General features: G+C 65.9%; 16 protein-coding genes and 1 pseudogene. 10 read left to right on the forward strand and 7 right to left on the reverse strand.

All coding sequences use genetic code 11. From position 1 onward, the window contains the following. Window positions 1-49: 49 nt before the first annotated feature. The gene (locus ACFO0J_RS05410; protein ID WP_376812041.1) at window positions 50-1,180 is read right to left on the reverse strand and encodes a homogentisate 1,2-dioxygenase; all 1,131 of its coding nucleotides are present in this window, start codon (window positions 1,178-1,180) and stop codon (window positions 50-52) included. An 81-nt stretch (window positions 1,181-1,261) separates the two neighbouring features. Between ACFO0J_RS05410 and ACFO0J_RS05415 the strand changes: the two genes are divergently transcribed. After that, window positions 1,262-2,026, forward strand: coding sequence for an IclR family transcriptional regulator (locus ACFO0J_RS05415; RefSeq protein ID WP_376812042.1), 765 nt, complete (start codon window positions 1,262-1,264; stop codon window positions 2,024-2,026). 75 nt (window positions 2,027-2,101) lie between these two features. Here ACFO0J_RS05415 and ACFO0J_RS05420 read toward each other — a convergent pair whose 3' ends face one another. From ACFO0J_RS05420 to paaN, 6 genes are read right to left on the reverse strand one after another with little or no spacing between them, the layout of a single operon-like run. Continuing rightward, entirely contained in the window at window positions 2,102-3,226 is a 1,125-nt protein-coding gene (locus tag ACFO0J_RS05420) for an ABC transporter substrate-binding protein (protein ID WP_376812352.1), read from the reverse strand. 20 nt (window positions 3,227-3,246) lie between these two features. Continuing rightward, window positions 3,247-4,470, reverse strand: coding sequence for a 3-oxoadipyl-CoA thiolase (gene pcaF / locus ACFO0J_RS05425; protein ID WP_376812043.1), 1,224 nt, complete (start codon window positions 4,468-4,470; stop codon window positions 3,247-3,249). A 10-nt stretch (window positions 4,471-4,480) separates the two neighbouring features. Continuing rightward, on the reverse strand, window positions 4,481-5,803 hold the full coding sequence (gene paaK / locus ACFO0J_RS05430) for a phenylacetate--CoA ligase PaaK (RefSeq protein ID WP_376812044.1): 1,323 nt from the start codon (window positions 5,801-5,803) through the stop codon (window positions 4,481-4,483). A 40-nt stretch (window positions 5,804-5,843) separates the two neighbouring features. Then, window positions 5,844-6,293, reverse strand: coding sequence for a hydroxyphenylacetyl-CoA thioesterase PaaI (gene paaI / locus ACFO0J_RS05435; RefSeq protein ID WP_376812045.1), 450 nt, complete (start codon window positions 6,291-6,293; stop codon window positions 5,844-5,846). 4 nt (window positions 6,294-6,297) lie between these two features. After that, window positions 6,298-7,092: a 2-(1,2-epoxy-1,2-dihydrophenyl)acetyl-CoA isomerase PaaG gene (gene paaG / locus ACFO0J_RS05440; RefSeq protein ID WP_376812046.1), complete on the reverse strand. Its 795-nt coding sequence runs from the start codon at window positions 7,090-7,092 to the stop codon at window positions 6,298-6,300. Between the two features lie 30 nt (window positions 7,093-7,122). After that, a complete protein-coding gene (gene paaN / locus ACFO0J_RS05445; RefSeq protein ID WP_376812047.1) occupies window positions 7,123-8,790 on the reverse strand; it encodes a phenylacetic acid degradation protein PaaN in 1,668 nt (555 codons plus the stop codon). A 362-nt stretch (window positions 8,791-9,152) separates the two neighbouring features. Here paaN and ACFO0J_RS05450 point away from each other — a divergent pair, with 362 nt between their 5' ends. The 9 genes and pseudogenes from ACFO0J_RS05450 (at window position 9,153) to ACFO0J_RS05490 (ending at window position 17,512) form a co-directional block, all read left to right on the forward strand. Beyond that, entirely contained in the window at window positions 9,153-10,178 is a 1,026-nt protein-coding gene (locus tag ACFO0J_RS05450; RefSeq protein ID WP_376812048.1) for a hypothetical protein, read from the forward strand. Window positions 10,179-10,259: 81 nt separating this feature from the next. Next, window positions 10,260-11,291 carry a 2Fe-2S iron-sulfur cluster-binding protein gene (locus ACFO0J_RS05455; protein ID WP_376812049.1) on the forward strand — a complete coding sequence of 344 codons (1,032 nt, stop codon included), beginning with the start codon at window positions 10,260-10,262 and terminating at the stop codon, window positions 11,289-11,291. A gap of 25 nt (window positions 11,292-11,316) precedes the next feature. Next, window positions 11,317-12,273, forward strand: a complete 957-nt coding sequence (paaX, locus tag ACFO0J_RS05460; protein WP_376812050.1) for a phenylacetic acid degradation operon negative regulatory protein PaaX — start codon at window positions 11,317-11,319, stop codon at window positions 12,271-12,273. Window positions 12,274-12,621: 348 nt separating this feature from the next. Beyond that, window positions 12,622-13,497 carry a branched-chain amino acid ABC transporter permease gene (locus ACFO0J_RS05465; protein ID WP_376812051.1) on the forward strand — a complete coding sequence of 292 codons (876 nt, stop codon included), beginning with the start codon at window positions 12,622-12,624 and terminating at the stop codon, window positions 13,495-13,497. A gap of 2 nt (window positions 13,498-13,499) precedes the next feature. Then, window positions 13,500-14,432 carry a branched-chain amino acid ABC transporter permease gene (locus ACFO0J_RS05470; RefSeq protein ID WP_376812052.1) on the forward strand — a complete coding sequence of 311 codons (933 nt, stop codon included), beginning with the start codon at window positions 13,500-13,502 and terminating at the stop codon, window positions 14,430-14,432. A 4-nt stretch (window positions 14,433-14,436) separates the two neighbouring features. Further along, complete coding sequence (locus tag ACFO0J_RS05475; RefSeq protein ID WP_376812053.1) at window positions 14,437-15,198, forward strand: ABC transporter ATP-binding protein; 762 nt, start codon at window positions 14,437-14,439, stop codon at window positions 15,196-15,198. 11 nt (window positions 15,199-15,209) lie between these two features. Further along, window positions 15,210-15,608, forward strand: a pseudogene (locus ACFO0J_RS05480) (hemerythrin domain-containing protein); the annotation flags it as partial. Window positions 15,609-15,821: 213 nt separating this feature from the next. Then, window positions 15,822-16,523, forward strand: coding sequence for an ABC transporter ATP-binding protein (locus ACFO0J_RS05485; RefSeq protein ID WP_376812353.1), 702 nt, complete (start codon window positions 15,822-15,824; stop codon window positions 16,521-16,523). A 20-nt stretch (window positions 16,524-16,543) separates the two neighbouring features. After that, the gene (locus tag ACFO0J_RS05490) at window positions 16,544-17,512 is read left to right on the forward strand and encodes an MBL fold metallo-hydrolase (protein ID WP_376812054.1); all 969 of its coding nucleotides are present in this window, start codon (window positions 16,544-16,546) and stop codon (window positions 17,510-17,512) included. The last annotated feature ends 7 nt before the right edge of the window (window positions 17,513-17,519 follow it).

A 17,519-nucleotide genomic window follows, 5' to 3' on the forward strand; every position in this document is an offset into this window, starting at 1 on the left:
TCAAACCACGCCGATTGCAAGATACCTGCCCGGCAATCTGCTCAGAAACTCACTCCTTCCACGAATCCAGATACCCCGGCACCTTCACCCCTTCGGGCAAAGTATCCAGTTCCAGCGGATAGCGGGAATCGATCATCACCGCGACCTCGTCGGTGTACTTGCGTTCGCCCTTGTTGTTGGCCGCAGCGGCCGCGAAAGCCTTGGGGTGCGGGCCGTGGTGGAAGCCCGAAGGGTGCAGCGTGAACATCCCCGGCTTGATGTTGTCGCGGCTGAAGAAATTGCCCTGGTGGTAGAACAGCGCCTCGTCGAACTCGTCGTTGTTGTGATAGAACGGCACCTTCAGCGCGCCCGGGTCGCTCTCGATGGGGCGCGGGGCGAATGTGCAGACGATGATGGTGTTCGACAGGAACGTCGCGTGCACCGTCGGCGGCAGGTGATAGCGGTCCGACAGCAGCTCGCGGATGTCTCGCCAGTTCAGCTTCACCGGCACGCAATCGCCGTGCCAGCCGGCCGTGTCCAGGAAATTGTAGGGGAAGGTCACCGTCGTCACCTGCTGGCGGCGCTTGGCGCGCACGCGGGTTTCATGTTCGCCGTACTGGGCCTTGTAGGCCTCGTCGATCTTCGGCGTGTCCAGCACGGCCAGGTCGAATTGCGCGTGGCGGCCGGTGATGCCGCGCTCCGGCAACTGGAACAGGTCCTCGGTGGCCTCGATCGTCAGGACCTCGTTGCGCACCGAGGTTTCCAGGCGCCAGGTCGTGCCGCGCGGAATGTTGATGTAGTCGCCCTCGCGGTAGCTCATGTGACCGTAGTCGCAGAAGAACTCGCCCTCGCCCCGATGGAAGAACAGGATCATGTCGCCGTCGCCGTTGCGCGCCAGATCCGGCATGGACACGTCGAACTTCCAGAAACAGACCTGGGTCTGGGCGTTGTGCATGAAGCGCCGCGCCTTCCAGGGGCAGGGGGCGCTGTCGTCCAGGCGGTTCAGGTCCAGCAGGGTGAGTTCCAGCGGACCTTCCCATTTCGTCCAGCCGGTCGGTTTGTGCGTGTGCAGGATGTGGCTGGCCGGGCCGAAGAAGCCGTTGCGGCCGTGTTCGCGTTCGTACAGGCCGTCGGGGATGTCGCAGTGGGCCTGGCGGGTGTAGATGCCTTCGGCCTTGGGGAAAGTGATGGGGTTTTTCATTGAGGTCTCCGTAGGGTTGTTATGAAATAATTAACAGTGTTATTATTTAAGCAACATCGATAATCTAAGGCCAGGCGAACGATGCGTCCAACAGTTTTTCCCCATGAATCGATCAGTCCCGCTTCTACCGACGCGGCCGACGCGGGCGGCCGGTCCGGCGACATCGCGGGCATTCAATCGGTCGAGGTGGGGCTGGACTTGTTCCATCGGCTGGTGGACGGGGGCGCCCCGTGCGGCCTGTCGGACCTGGCCCGGCGCGCGGGCATGCACCGGGCCAAGGCCTATCGCTACCTGGTCAGCCTGGGGCGTACCGGCTGGGTCAGCCAGGATGCACGCACCGGCCAGTACGACATCGGTCCCGCCGTGCGCGATCTGGCGCTGGCCTGGCTGTCGCGCCAGGACCCCCTGCAGCGCGCCGGGGAAGAAGCCCGCGCGCTGGCGCAGATGCTGGGGGAAACCTGCTTCGTCGCAGTGCGCGGGCAGGGCGGGGTGACCGCCGTCCGGGTCTGTCAGCCCGGCCAGGGCGTATCCATCGGCGTGGCCGAAGGCGCGCTGTTCGACCTGGAATCCTCCGCCACGGGGCGTGTCTTCGCCGCCTGGCAGGATCCGCCGATGCGGCGCTTTCCCGCCGGCGTGCGGCGCGGCATCCAGGCGCGCGGCCTGGCGATGGTCGAAGGCGAACACGTCCCGGGCATCAACGCGCTCAGCGTGCCGGTGTTCGACGCGCAAGGCCAGTTGCTGCTGGCCCTGACGCTGGTGGGGCCCGCGGCGTCCCTGCAGGCCGACCCCGACAGCCCCGCCGCCGAGGCCCTGCGCGCGGCGGGGCGGCGGGTGTCGGCGGCCTAGGCGGTCGATGAAACGGCCGTAAAAAAACCCGGCCGCATCCGCGGCCGGGCAGCTTATCGCTTGGTTCCAGTGCGCTTAGTCGGCCAGCGTCCAGTCGCCCTTGCGGATTTCGAGCATGCGGAAGGCGCTCAGGTCCAGACCCATGTGGTCGGTCGCGGACATGTTCACCACACCGCCCGTGCCGACGTAGCCCTGGGTCTGCTCGATGGCGTCGCGCACCTTGGCCTTGTCGGTGCCGCCGGCCCGCTTGACCGCGTCGGCGTAGATCATCAGGCCGTCGTAGGCGTGGCCGCCGAAGGTCGAGACTTCGGCCTTCCAGCGTTCCTGGAACGCCTTGGCGTAGGCCGTGACGACCGGCTTCTGGGCGTCGCTGTCAGGCAGCTTGTCGGCCACGACCAAGGCCGCGCAGGGCAGGCGCACGCCTTCGGCCGCGTCGCGGGCCAGCTTGATGAACTCGTTCGAGCACACGCCGTGCGCGTGATAGAGCGGCAGTTTCACGTCCAGCTGCTTGTAGTTGCGGGTAACCAGCGCAGGACCCTGGCCCAGACCGAAGACCAGCACGGCCTGGACGTCAGGTGTGTTCTTGATCTTGGTGAGCTGCGGGCTCATGTCGGTGTCCTTGGGGCCATAGGTTTCGTTGGCCACGATCTGGATGCCGTAGTTGGGCGCAACCAGCTCGGTTTCTTTCTTGCCGGACTGGCCGAAACCGCTGGTCTCGCTGAGCAGGGCGATCTTGGTGTAGCCGCGCTTCTTCATGTCCTCGAAGACTTTCTCGGCGGCCATGCGGTCGGTGTGCGGCGTCTTGAACAGCCATTTTTTCACCGGGTCGATGATGACGACCGCGCCCGCCAGGGAAATGAAGGGGATCTCGGCCTTTTCAGCCAGAGGATCCATGGACATGGTGGAGCCCGTCGTGGTGCCGCCGATGATGACGTCGACCTTGTCGTCATAGATCAGGCGCTTGGCGAAGCTGTTGGCCTTGTTCGCGTCGCCGCCGTCGTCGTAGTGCACGAGCTGCAGTTGACGGCCCAGGATGCCGCCCGCCTTGTTGATGGATTCGACGTACATTTCCAGGGTCTTGACTTCGGGGTCGCCCAGGAAGGCTGCCGGGCCGGTGGCCGACAGGACGGAGCCGATCTTGATGGGATCAGCGGCTTGCGCAGAGCTCAGCCCGAAGGTGGCCAGCGCGACGCCGGTCATCCAGCGCCAGGTCGTTGCTTTCATGGTGTGTCTCCTTGGTTGTGGATATTTTCTAGGATCAGGGCAATACCCTGGCCCACGCCGATACACATGGCGCACAGGGCATAACGGCCACCGGTCCGGTTCAGTTCGGCAACGGCGGTGGTAATCAGCCGGGCGCCACTCATGCCCAGCGGATGGCCGATGGCGATCGCGCCGCCATTCGGATTCACGTGCGGAGCGTCATCGGGCAGCCCCAGTTCGCGCAGCACCGCCAGCGACTGGGCGGCGAAGGCTTCGTTGAGCTCGATGACGTCCATTTGTTCCAGTGCCAGGCCGGTCAGGGCCAGGACCTTGCGCATGGCCGGGACCGGACCGATGCCCATGATGCGCGGCGCCACGCCGGCCGTCGCCATGCCCAGGATGCGGGCGCGGGGCGTCAGGCCGTGTTGGCGCGCGGCTTCGCCGGAGGCCAGCAGGACGGCGCAGGCGCCGTCGTTGACGCCCGAGGCGTTGCCCGCCGTGACGGTGAGGTCCGGGCCGTTGATGCCGCGCAGGCGCGTCAGGGCTTCGGCGGTCGTGTCCGGCCGGGGATGCTCGTCCGTGTCGATGACCAGATCGTCGGCCTTGCGCCGCGGAATCCGCACCGGCACGATTTCGTCCGCAAAGCGGCCGGCCGCCTGCGCGCGCGCCCAGCGTTGCTGGCTGCGCAGGGCGAAGGCGTCCTGGTCGGCGCGCGAGATGCCGAATTCCTGGGCGACGTTGTCCGCCGTTTCCGGCATGGAATGCGTGCCGTGCGCCCGGGCCATGAGCGGGTTGACGAAGCGCCAGCCGATGGTGGTGTCGTACATCGCCGCCTGGCGCGACCAGGCCTGTTCGGCCTTGGGCACGACGAAGGGCGCGCGCGACATGGATTCGACGCCGCCGGCGATCATCAGGTGGGCTTCGCCCGCGCGGATGGCGCGGGCGGCCGTGCCGATGGCGTCCATGCCCGAGCCGCACAGGCGGTTGATCGTGGCGCCGGGCGCGGACAGGGGCAGGCCGGCCAGCAGCGCGGCCATGCGGGCCACGTTGCGGTTGTCCTCGCCAGCCTGGTTGGCGCAGCCCAGCAGGACGTCATCGAGCGCCGACCAGTCGAGGCCGGGGTGTCGTTCCATCAGGGCCCGCAGCGGCAGCGCAGCCAGGTCGTCGGCGCGTACACCGGCCAGGGCGCCGCCGTAGCGGCCGATGGGGGTGCGTACGGCGTCGCAGAGAAAAGCGTCCATGGGGGTTTCCTTATGCCTGCTTGGGACGTTCGTCGAACACGCGGCGGGCCTTGCCGGTCTGCGTGCGCGGCAGTTCGCCGTAGCGGTGGACCGTGATCCGGGTCGAGATGCCGATATTGGTCTTGATGTGATGCTGCAGGCGGCGGACCGCCTGATCGATGGCCTCGGCGCCGGCGCCGTTGGCCTCGTGCTGCAGTTCGCAGCGGATTTCGACCTGGTCCAGGTGGTTGGTGCGCGACACGACGATCTGGTAGATGCCGTTGAAGATCGGGTCGCGCAGGATCTGCTCCTCGACCTGGGTGGGGAATACGTTCACCCCCCGGATGATCAGCATGTCGTCGCTGCGGCCGGTGATGCGGCCCATGCGGCGGAAGCTGCGGGCGGTCGGCGGCAGCAGCCGGGTCAGGTCGCGGGTGCGATAGCGGATGATGGGCAGGGCTTCTTTGGTGAGCGAGGTGAAGACCAGTTCGCCTTCCTCGCCGTCGGCCACCGGTTCGCCCGTGTCCGGATTGAGGATTTCCGGATAGAAGTGGTCTTCCCAGATCACCGGGCCGTCCTTGGTCTCGATGCACTCGGAGGCGACGCCCGGGCCCATGACTTCGGACAGGCCGTAGATGTCCACGGCGTCCAGGCCCAGCTTGCGTTCGATGTCGGCGCGCATGCCTTCGCCCCAGGGCTCCGCGCCGAAGATGCCGACTTTCAGCGAGATGTCCTCGGGGGCGATGCCCTGGCGGTCGAATTCTTCGGCGATGACCAGGGAGTAGGACGGCGTCACCATGATGATGTCGGGCTGCAGGTCCATGATGAGCTGCACTTGCTTTTCGGTCTGGCCGCCGGACATGGGGATGACCGTGCAGCCGGCGCGTTCCGCCCCGTAGTGGGCGCCCAGCCCGCCGGTGAACAGGCCGTAGCCGTAGGCGACGTGGACGGTGTCGCCTGCACGGCCGCCCGCGGCGCGGATCGACCGGGCGACCAGGTCCGCCCAGGTGCTGATGTCCTTCAGGGTGTAGCCGACGACCGTGGGTTTGCCGGTCGTGCCCGACGAGGCGTGCAGGCGGGCCAGGCGTTCGCGGGGGACGGCGAACATGCCGAAGGGGTAGTTGCGCCGCAGGTCCTCTTTGGTGGTACAGGGGAATTTGCGGATGTCTTCCAGGCGCTGCAGGTCGTCGGGGTGGACGCCGCGCGCATCGAAGGCCTTGCGGTAATGCGGGACGTTGTCGTAGGCGTGGCGCAGGGTCTGGCGCAGGCGTTCGAGCTGCAGCGCGGCGATTTCGTCGCGGCTGGCGGTCTCGATGGGATCCAGATCCCCGGCTTGGGCGGTCTTGACGGGCATGGTGTTGTCTCCTGGTCTTGTAATCGATGCGCGGGCGGTTTCAGCCCGGGGGCAGGGTGTCGGTCACCAAGCCCTGGATGCGGTGGGATTTTCCCCGGAACAGCGCGACGTCGCGGCCCGCCGTCAGGTTGTGCACCGTGATGTCGTAGACCCCGGTGCGTCCGCCCTGGGTGCGGGCCTCGGCGCGGGCCTGCAGGCGGTCGCCTTCGCGGGCGGGCGCCAGAAAGTCGATGTGGCAGGCCGAGGCGACCGTGTTGTAGTTGTCGCTGTTGCAGGCGTAGGCGAAGGCGGTGTCGGCCAGCGTGAAGATCATGCCGCCGTGGCAGATGCCGTGGCCGTTGAGCATGTCGCCGCGCACGGTCATCGACAGCCGCGCGCTGCCGGGCGCGATGGAATCCAGGCGCATGTCCAGCGCCTGGGCGGCATGGTCGCGGGACCACATGGCGGCGGCGACGGTTTCTGCCAGAGTCTGGGGGGTCAGAGAGGTCATGCGCTTATTCCCCCGTGAAGCGGGCAGGGCGTTTTTCCAGGAAGGCGGCGACGCCTTCTGCGTAGTCGCGGCGCCAGCCCAGTTCGCGCATGATGCCGGCCTCCATCGACAACTGTTGTTCCAGCGTGTGCGAGGGGGCGGCCTGCATGGCCTGACGGGTCCGCACCAGCGCCCGGGTCGGCGCCTGGGCCAGTTGCGTGGCCAGCCGCTCGATCTCGGCCTCGAAGGCGTCATCGGCGATGCAGGACCAGATCAGGCCCCAGTCGGCGGCCTGGCGCGCGGGCAGCCGTTCGGCCAGCAGGGCCAAGCCCATGGCGCGCGCCATGCCGATGCGTTGGGGCAGCAGCCAGGTGCCGCCGGTGTCGGGGATCAGGCCGACCTTGCTGAACGCTTGCAGGAAATAGGCGGATTCGGCGGCAACGACCAGGTCGCAGGCCAGGGCGATGGACGCCCCGGCGCCGGCGGCGATCCCCCGGACGGCCGCCAGGGTCGGCACCCGCAGGTTCTGCAGCGCCAGGATCAGCGGCTTGTAGAAGCCTTCGACGGTGGCGCCCAGGTCGGGCGTCTGCCCTGCGTTGATCTGCATGGCGCGGTCGCCCAGGTCCTGGCCCGCGCAGAAACCGCGTCCGGCGCCGGCCAGCACCAGCACGCGTGCGCCGGCGTCCCGCTGGACCCGGTCCAGCGCGTCGCGCACTTCGAGGTGCATGGCCTCGGTGAAACTGTTGAGCTTGTCAGGGCGCGCCAGCGTCAGGCGGGCGATGCCCTGGTCGATGGAAAAATCGATGTTCTGGTAGGTCATGCCGGATCTCCGTGGATCGGGGGACGGGTGTCAGGCGTGGGCGCGGCGCTGCACGACCCGGAAGCGGTTGGCCACGAAGGCCGAATCCGCGTACGAGGCATTGGCCGCCGGGTTGCCGCCCGTCCCGTGGAAGTCGGAGAAGGCCGCGGACTGGTTCACGAAGACGCCGCCCGTCAGGTTGAGGGACAGGGCGACCTTGGCGCGCCAGGACATCCGGACGGCTGCGTCCAGCACGCTGTCGCGGGTGCTGTAGACCGCGAGCGTCAGCGCGCCGTGCGTGCGCGTCAGATCTTCGGCCAGCGCCAGGGCGGCGTCCGTGTCGTCGGCGCGCACCAGGAAGCTGATGGGGCCGAATTGTTCCTGGGCGTAGTGTGCTGTATCCCGTGCGTCGCAGCTCAGCAGGGCCGGCGTGCGGGTGCGCGCCTGCGGGAATTCCTCGTAGTGCAGCGCCTTGGGCGCCAGCACGACCCGGCCCATGCCGCCGCCGGCCGCCTGGTCGATGCGGGCCAGCGTGGCCTCGGACTGGATCGCCCCCAGGACGGCCTGGGCGACTTCCGGTTTTTCCAGGAAGCGTTCGATCGCCTGGGCCAGGTCCTGGCCGACCTGATCAAAGGTTTTATGGCCGTCGTTGGTGTCGATGCCCTGCGCCGGGATGACGATGGCCTGGGAGGTGGTGCACATCTGGCCGGAATAGAGCGACAGGGTGAAGGCCAGGTTGCGCAGCATGCCGGCGTAGTCGTCCGTGGAGTCGATCACGATGCTGTTGACCCCGGCGAGTTCCGCATAGACCTGGGCCTGGCGGCAGTGGTCCAGCAGCCATTGGCCGAAGACGTTGCCGCCGGTGTAGTCGATCGAATGGACGTCGGGATGGGTGTACAGCGCGTGGGCCGCCTCGTGGCTGGTCGGCAGGCACAACGTGACCAGGTTCGGGTCCAGGCCGTTTTCAGCCAGCACGGCGCGGATCGTGCGGACTGTGATGGCGGCGGGCAGGACGACGTGGCCGTGCGGCTTCAGGATCACGGGATTGCCGGTCGCCAGGGCGGCGAACAGCCCCGGATAGGTGTTCCAGGTGGGGAAGGTGGCGCAGCCGATGACCACGCCGACGCCCCGGCCGACGATTTCGTAGTGCTTGCGCATCACCAGGGACGGATGCTTGCCCTGCGGTTTTTCCCAGACGGCCTCGGCGGGGATGGCCGACATTTCGCGCCAGGCGTAGGCCACGGCTTCCAGCCCCCGGTCCTGAGCGTGGGGGCCGCCCGCCTGGAAAGCCATCATCCAGCCCTGGCCGCTGGTCATCATGACCGCGTGGGCGATTTCGAAGCTTTGGCGGTTCAGCCGCTGCAGGGATTCCAGGCAAATGCCGACCCGGCCTTCGGCGCCCAGCGCCTGCCAGGCCGGCATGGCCGCCAGGGCTGCCTGCACCAGGGCCTGAGGATCGGACTGGGGATAGCGGATGCCCAGGGGGACGCCGTAAGGCGAGGTCTCGCCGTCATGCCAGCCGCATTGGCCAGGCTGGTCGATTTCGAAGGGCTTGCCCAGATGGGCCTCGAAGGCGGCGCGGCCGGCTTCAGGGGCGCCTTCGCCATAGGCCTTGGGGCTGGGGGACTCGGCAAAAGCCGACCAGTAGCCGCGCGTGGCAATGGTGTCGAGCGCGCGTTCGAGCAAAGGACGATGCTGGTCCAGCAGGGGGTGTGACATGGTGCGTCTCCGGCGCCGGCCTGAGGGCGGCGTTTCTTTTAAAAATACGAAACTTTGGATTTGATGTCGATTAATGTATCACTTTGGAAAGAGGTTTTTTCAAGTCGAAGTGATTTATCTGATTTCATGATGGATTCATTGTGAAATCGAATAACAAGGAAAATCAAGGGTTTCATAGGGTGTTTGATGGGAAACAGGCTGAATCCTGTGATCAGTCCAGGAAAACCCTAGTGCTCAAGCGATACAAATAAATTGACAGTATCGATATTAAAGTAACATGATGGCATCGTGCCCGAATGAATCGGGTCCAAAGGACACAAAATCCGTCCGCCCCCCGTACATCACCCCAAAGGAGTCTTTACATGTCCAGCAAGGAACGCTTTGCCGACAAGATGGAATTTCCGCCGGAAATTGAACAACCCAACGTCTATCCTCTGTCCTGGCACCGCAAGACCGAAAAACTGCAGGAAGTCTGGGAAGCCTCGCTGCGCGAGTACTGGAAGCCCGAAGAATTGCCCTGGGATACGTTCGACGTCGAGAGCTATTCCTGGGAAGAACGCGAATGCATCGCCTACTGGTGGACGCTGCTGTCGGTGTTCGACGCCTCGGCGCCCCCGGTGTTCGCCGAGGCCCTGATCAAGACCTACGAGGTCCACGAAGAAGACCCGGTCCGCAAGTGCTTCTTCTCCGTCACCAGTGACGAGCAGAACCACGAGATCATGTGCGGCCTGTCGATCACCAAGCTGCTCGGCCACCCGGATCCCATCACCTACGAACCCAAGACCGACATCGGCCGCCGCCTGCAGAAAAACGCCAAGTGGCTGTATTTCAACGGCGCGCGTTACTGGACCGGCTACAAGACCGCCGTGCCCAAGTACGATCTGGCGGTGCTGTTCAGCTCCTTCCTGATGGGGGAAATCGCTGCGGCCACCATCTTCAAGCAGATGTACGAAAACTCGCGTGAGCCGGTCTTCAAGGAAGCCTTCAAGAACATCGGCCGCGACGAAGGCCGCCACATGGCGATCTGTATGGCTGTGATGGAACGCGACTACCCGGGCCTGAGCGATGAGCACAAGTCCGTCGTCACCAAGCAGATCCGCGCGGGCTACCTGTTCCTGTCGGCCGTGCTGTACGAGCCGCCCGCCGACTTCTGGGATCTGCCCGAAGACTTCATCGCCACGCAGCGCGAGGCCGAGGCCATCGCGCGTGACGCCGGCTTCGGCATCCCCACCGTCGAAGCCAAGCGTGAAAACTGGCGCCAGGCCATCATCAACCTGAAGGGGGTCCTGGATCACTACAACATCCCGTTCCCGGCCATTCCCGAAGTCGGGATCACCGGCCAGGAAGTCTCCGACGTCGAGATGGACGACATCATCCCGGTGTTCTGACCGGATAGCAGCACCCGGCACGGCCGCGTTTGCGCGGCTGGTGCCGCTACCCCGATAGACAAAAGAAACGGAAATCGACTCATGTCACGCATCATCATCCAACCCTCCGGCAAGACCGTCGAATGCAAGGGCAGCGACACCGTCCTGATGGCCCTGGAAAAGGCCGGCTACGCGCTGCCCAACAACTGCCGGGCCGGGGCCTGCGGCGAATGCAAGGTCAAGGTGCTGGAAGGCCAGTATGACCAGGGGATGGTGCTCGACATGGCGCTCACCGCCGAAGAACGCCGCCAGGGCATCGGCCTGATGTGCATGGCCAAGCCGATTTCCGACGAGATGGTGATCGAATGGGGTACGGCCGATGCGCGTCCCAAACTGTTCCCACCCCGCGAGAACGCGTTGTTCGTCCTGATCGATCGCCGCGAGGTGGCCAATCGCACCCTGGAAATCCGCCTGCGCCCGGTGGGCCAGCCGATCCGCTATTGGCCGGGGCAGTACGTCACCATCGGTGATGATCGCGCCGGCATTCCCCTGCGGGCGTATTCGATCGCCAATGCGCCCCGGCCCGACGGCGAAATCGTCTTGCAGGTCGCGCGCGCCGACGACGGCGTCACCAGCGCCTGGATCCATGACGTGTTGCGGGTCGGCGACAGCGTCAAGATCAATGGCGCCTACGGCACCTTCATCGGCGATCCGTCCGCGGAAACCCCGGTGCTCTGCCTGGCGGCGGGCACGGGCCTGGCGCCGATCATGGATCTGGCCGAGGCGGCCCTGCGGCGTGGCTACCGCAAAAAAGTGGACCTGATCTTCTCGGCGCGCACCGTGGCCGACGTCTATGGCCAGGGCATGATGGCGTGGTGGCGCACCAAGCATCGTAATTTCGACTATAAAATAACCCTCACGCGCGAACAGCAGGAAGGCTATCTGGCAGGCCGCATCGACACGATTCTGCCCGGCCTGTACCCCGACCTGTCCGCGCATAGTATTTTCATCGCAGGCAGTCCTGAATTCGTGGACGCCTGTGTCGCGGCGGTCAAGGCCCTGGGCGCGAAGGACGAACTCATTCACAAGGAAGGGTTCTTCGCCATCCAGAACGCCCGCTCCGAGGGCCGCTAATCCTGACATCCATGTTCTGACCGTCTTGATCCCCGCCATCCAGCATCGCATCGACAGCTTCCGTCAACAGCAGCGGGTTCGCGCGGGTTCGCTGATCATGTCGGTCTTCGGTGACGCGGTGCTGCCGCGCGGCGGGCGGATCTGGCTGGGCAGCCTGATCCAGCTCCTCGAACCGCTGGGCCTGAACGAACGCCTGGTGCGGACCTCGGTGTTTCGCCTGGGCAAGGAAAAATGGCTGCGGGCCGACACGCATGGGCGTCGGGCGGAATACGTGCTGACCGATTCCGGGCGCTTGCGCTTCGAAGAAGCCTCGCGCCACATCTATTCATCCCACGCACCGATCTGGGACCGCCGCTGGCGCCTGATTCTGGTCGTCGGCGATCTGGATGCCCGGCAGCGGGACCGCCTGCGTCAGGCCCTGCTGTGGCAGGGCTTCGGCAGCCTGGGCAGCGATTGCTTCGTCCACCCGTCGACGCACCTGGAGGCCGTGCATGACACGCTGGAGGCCGATGGCCTGGGCGACATGCTGGGCCATCTGCTGCCCCTGCTGGCGGCCGACGCGCGCATCGCCCTGACGGCATCCGACGCCGATCTGGTGGCTCGGGCCTGGAATCTGGAACGCCTGGCCGAGTCCTACACCGCCTTCGTGGCCGATTATCTGCCGATCCTGGCGGAACTGCGGCGCGACCGCCGGGTCCGTCTGGAACCCGAAGAAGCCTTTCTGGCGCGGGTGCTGATGATCCACGATTACCGCCGGCTGTTGCTGCGCGACCCGGAACTGCCGGAAGTCCTGCTGCCGGCGGATTGGCCCGGGCAGTCCGCACGCATGGTGTGCCGCGAACTGTACCGCCGCCTGGCCGAACCGTCCGAATGGCATCTGGACGCCCACATGCGGCTGGCCGACGGCACCATGCCCGCGCGCCTGGAAGACAGCGTCGAGCGCTTCCCCTCCGACGATCCGCTGGTCTCGATCTCGCTCTGATCCGCGCGGATGCGTTCCGCGCGTTCCGGGCTGATCCGGGTCCAGGCGTCTTGTTTCAGGCTTTAATGATACATATTTGAATAAAAAAATCTGATTTACGTGTTGCGCCGGGATCCCTTGATCCAGAGGTTGATCTGATGAATGGATGAGTCAGACCCAGGTTTATCTTGATGGTTTTCCCGAATGAATGTGGGTTACATATCAGACAGGCTTGCTCATCCGGCTCAAGTCCTCTATGTTTTCTCTGATACCAAATCCAATGTTTAAAAAATGGATTTGTAATACATCGGGATCGAATGCCGCCTGCCGTCCGCAGAACGGCACGGAATCCCGGCGAGGAGACATGCCGTGCATGCGGAATTCTTGCAGTTCCTGTTTTCGGGGCTGACCGTCGGGGCGACCTATGCCCTGGCCGCCCTGGGCTTCAACCTGATCTACAACTCCAGTCACGTGATCAACTTCGCCCAGGGCGAGTTCATCATGCTGGGCGGCATGCTGGCGGTGTTCTTCACCCAGGCGGGCCTGCACTGGGCGCCCGCCTTCGCGCTGGCCGTGCTGCTGCCGGCCCTGGTCGGGGTGTTGCTCGAAAAGTGCGCCATCGAACCGGTCAAGGACGCCGACACGGTCACCCTGATCATCATCACCATCGGCGCCTCGCTGGTGCTGCGCGGCCTGATCCAGGTCTGGCTGGGCAAGGGCGCCCACAGCCTGCCGCCGTTTTCCGATCACGCCCCCCTGGCGGTGCTGGGCGCGACCCTGCAGCCCCAGAGCTTCTGGGTGTTCGGGGTGACGGCCGTGGTGGTGGCGCTGCTCTGGTATTTCTTCAGCCGCACGCTGTCGGGCAAGGCCATGCTGGCCACGGCCTACAACCGGGTCGCCGCGCAACTGGTGGGCGTGAGCACCGGCTGGGTCCTGCTCATGAGTTTCGCCCTGGCGGCCGCGCTCGGCGCGCTGGGCGGCATCCTGATCACGCCGATCACGCTGACGTCCTATGACGTGGGCATCATGCTGGGCCTGAAGGGCTTTGTGGCGGCCGTGGTGGGCGGCCTGGGCAGCGGCCTGGGCGCGGTGGTCGGCGGCCTGCTGGTCGGTGTGCTCGAGGCCATGGGCGCGGGCTACATCTCGTCGGCCTACAAGGACGCCATTCCCTTCGTCCTGATCCTGCTGATTCTGTTCTTCATGCCGCGCGGCCTGTTCGGCGGTCTTTCTACCGAGCGGGTGTGATCATGCGTGGACGTTCCCTCATCGGTCTGGGCATTCTGGCCCTGGCCTTGGCCGCAGCGCCCTTCGTGGTGCCCAACAGCTACTACCTGGACATCATCATCCGCATGTGCATCAATGCCGTGATCGTTCTCAGCCTGAACCTGCTGGTCGGCTATGCGGGCCAGATCAGCCTGGGCCATGCCGGCTTCGTGGGCCTGGGGGCCTATGCTTCGGCGGTGCTGCCCAGCCATTTCGGCTGGCACCCGCTGCTGGCCCTGGCGGCCGGGGCGGTGGGCACCGGGCTGCTGGCGCTGCTGGTCGCGCGGCCCATTCTCAAGCTCAAGGGGCACTACCTGGCCATGGCGACGCTGGGCCTGGGCATCATCATCAATATCGTGATCCGCAACGAGTCCGAATGGACCGGCGGCCCGGACGGCATGCCGGTGCCGTCCATGGAACTGTTCGGCTATGAACTGATGCGCGATACCCAATGGTATTGGGTCGTGGCGGTGCTGCTGTTGCTCAGCGTCTGGGGGGCGCTGAACCTGATCGACTCCCCGTTTGGCCGCGCCCTGCGAGGCTTGCACGGCTCCGAGATCGCTTCCCAGGTCGTGGGGGTGGACGTGCCGCGCTACAAGACGGCCGTGTTCGTGCTGTCGGCCGTCGCGGCCAGCATCATGGGCAGCGTCCTGGCGCATTACGTCGGTTTCGTGACCCCCGAGGTCGCCAACTTCTTCCATTCGATCGAGCTGGTCACCATGGTCGTGGTGGGGGGGATGGCGTCGGTCTTCGGCTCGGTGCTGGGGGCCGTGCTGCTGACGGCATTGCCGCAGGCCCTGGCGACGTTCGAGGGTTGGGAAATCGTGGTCTTCGGCGCGATCCTGATGCTGTGCATGATCTTCCTGCCGCGCGGCCTGGTGCCGACGCTGGCGGCTCGCCTGCGCGTGGGGGACTGACATCATGACCCTGCTCGAAGTCGATCGTCTGTGCATCCAGTTCGGCAACGTCCGCGCCGTCCAGGACGTCAGTTTTTCCGTGGACGAAGGGGTGGTGTATTCCGTCATCGGCCCCAACGGGGCCGGCAAGACGACCCTGTTCAACCTGATCACCGGCGTTTATCGGCCGACGTCGGGCGCCGTCCGCCTGGACGGCCAGGAAATCCAGGGCCGCACGCCTTATGAACTGGCCCGCCGGGGGATGGCGCGCACTTTCCAGAATCTGCAGGTCTGGATGAACATGAGCGCCCTGGAAAACGTCATGGTCGGGGCCCATCTGCACCTGGACGGCAGCCTGTTCAAGGCGTTGCTGCGCACCCCGGGCCTGCGGCGCCGCGACCAGGCGCTGCGCGAAGAAGCCGCCGGCCTGATGGCGTTCGTCGGCCTGGAATCCTATGTGCGGTCGCGCGCCGACAGCATGCCCTATGGGGCGCTCAAGCGCCTGGAGATCGCCCGGGCGCTGGCCATGAAACCGCGCCTGCTGTTTCTGGATGAACCGGCCGCCGGACTCAATCCCAAGGAAACTCAAGAGGTCGACGTCCTGGTGCGGCGGATCGCCGAAACCGGCGTGACCGTCGTCCTGGTCGAACACGATATGAAGATGGTCATGAACCTGTCGGACCGGATTCTGGTACTGGACTATGGCAAGCGCCTGGCCGAAGGCTCGGGACCCGAGGTCCGCAGCAATCCGGACGTGATCGCGGCCTACCTGGGCGGCCACGCCTGATCGGGGACATCATGCACGCATTGGACATCATTCAGGAAGAACACCGCAATCTCTGGCGCATTGCCATCACCATGGACTGGGTGGCCGGCGAATTGCAGACGGGCGCACCGGTCGAGGAAGGCTTCTTCCACGCGCTGTTCGACTACATCCAGGAATTCATGGACGGCTGCCACCATGCCAAAGAGGACCAGTACCTGTTCCTGGCCATGCGGCGGCGCGCCCCGGAGGCCTCAGCCTCCATTCTGGACGCCCTGGAGGCGCAGCACCGCCAGGGGCCCGACAGCCTGCAGGAACTGCGCAGCTATCTGGGTCGCGGGGGGCTGCTGGCGGAACAACCGGCGTTCATCGACGGCCTGCGCCAATACGCGGACCAGTTGAAGCAGCACATCCGGATCGAGGAAAAGGATGCCTTCCCGCTGGCGCGTGAAGTCCTCCAGCCCGAGGATTGGGCGGGCATCACGGCGGCGTTCTCCGATCACCGCGACCCCCTGTTCGGCGATCAGGCCCGCGCGGAATACCGCGAACTCTATCACCGCATCGTGTCGCTCGCGCCGGAAACGATCGGCCTGGGGGGCAGTCAGGCGGGGGCCTTCGGCCACCTGGCCGCCGCCGCGCGCGAACCGCTGCTCGAAGTCCGGGATCTCGAGTCCTGTTACGGGCGCATCCAGGCGCTCAAGGGCATCAGCCTGGACGTCTTCAAGGGCGAACTGGTCGCGCTGGTGGGCGCCAACGGGGCGGGCAAGACCACCTTCCTACGCACGCTGTCCGGCATCCAGCCCATGAGCGCCGGGCAGATCCGTTTCGCGGGTCGGGATTTGTCCCGGGTGCGGGCGGACCGGCGCGTGCAGGCCGGCATCTGCCACAGCCCCGAGGGCCGCCAGGTCTTCGGCCCCCTGTCGATCGAGGACAACCTGCGCCTGGGCGCCTACCTGCGGCCCGCCGGCCGGGTGGACGAGGACCTGGAGCGCGTCTATGCGATGTTCCCCGTCCTGCGCGAAAAGCGCCGCCTGCCCGCCGGGACGCTGTCCGGGGGGCAGCAGCAGATGCTGGCCATCAGCCGGGCCCTGATGGGGCGGCCGCGCCTGTTGCTGCTCGATGAACCGTCCATGGGACTGGCGCCCCTGCTGGTCGAAGAAGTCTTCAACGTCATCCGCGCGCTCAAGGCCCAGGGGATTACCATCCTGCTGGTCGAGCAGAATGCCTTCGCCGCACTGGGCATCGCCGACCGCGCCTACGTCCTGGAGACCGGCAATATCGTGCTGTCGGGCACCGGTCAGGACATGATCCGCAATGAACAGGTGCGCGCCGCGTACCTGGGTATGTGAAACACCGAGAGGAATCCGTCATGAGCAAGCAATTCGCATCCGTCGCCGATCTGGAAGAAAAGAAGGCCACTTTCGCCCGCCTGTCCGAGCACTGCTGGTCCTATACCGCCGAAGGCGACCCGAACACCGGCGTCATCATCGGCGACGAGTCCGTCCTGATCTGCGACACGCTCGCCACCCCGGTGATGGCGCGTCGGCTGATCGCGGAAATCCGCAAGATCACCGACAAGCCCATCAAATACGCCGTGCTGTCGCATTACCATGCCGTGCGGGTGCTGGGCGCTTCGGGCTACCGCGACGAGGGCCTGCAGGAAATCATCGCCAGCCAGGGCACCTACGAGATGATCGTGGAACGCGGCGCGCAGGACATGCAGTCCGAATACGAGCGCTTTCCGCGCCTGTTCCAGGCCTTCGAGTCCATTCCGGGCCTGACCTGGCCGACGCTGGTCTTCCAGGACGGCATCAGCCTGTGGATGGGACGCGACCTGGAAGTCCGTATCTTCCATCCCGGCGCGGGCCATACCCGGGGCGATACCGTGGTCTGGGTGCCGTCTGAAAAAGTCCTGTTCTCCGGCGACCTGGTCGAATACGACGCCGCCTGTTATACCGGCGACGCCCAGTTGGCCGACTGGCCGGCCACGCTGGACGCGCTGGCCGCCCTGGGGGCCGAGAAACTGGTGCCGGGGCGCGGTCCTTCGCTGGACACCCCGGAACGGGTCGCCGCCGGCTTGGCCTATACGCGCGACTTCGTGTCCACCCTGTACACGGCCGCCTGCGAGGCGCACGCGCAGGGCCTGGACCTGAAGCAGGCCATGGCCCACATCCGGAGCGCCATGGATCCGAAGTTCGCCCAGGTCTTCATCTACGAGCATTGCCTGCCCTTCGATGTGGTCCGGGCCATGGACGAGGCCGGCGGCATCCGCCATCCGCGCATCTGGACGGCCGAACGCGACCAGGAAATGTGGCACGGCCTGCAATCGGGCAACTGACCCGCGC

The sequence above is a fragment of the Castellaniella hirudinis genome (genome assembly GCF_042651965.1).
In the GTDB taxonomy this organism is placed as follows: Bacteria; Pseudomonadota; Gammaproteobacteria; order Burkholderiales; family Burkholderiaceae_B; genus Castellaniella; species Castellaniella hirudinis.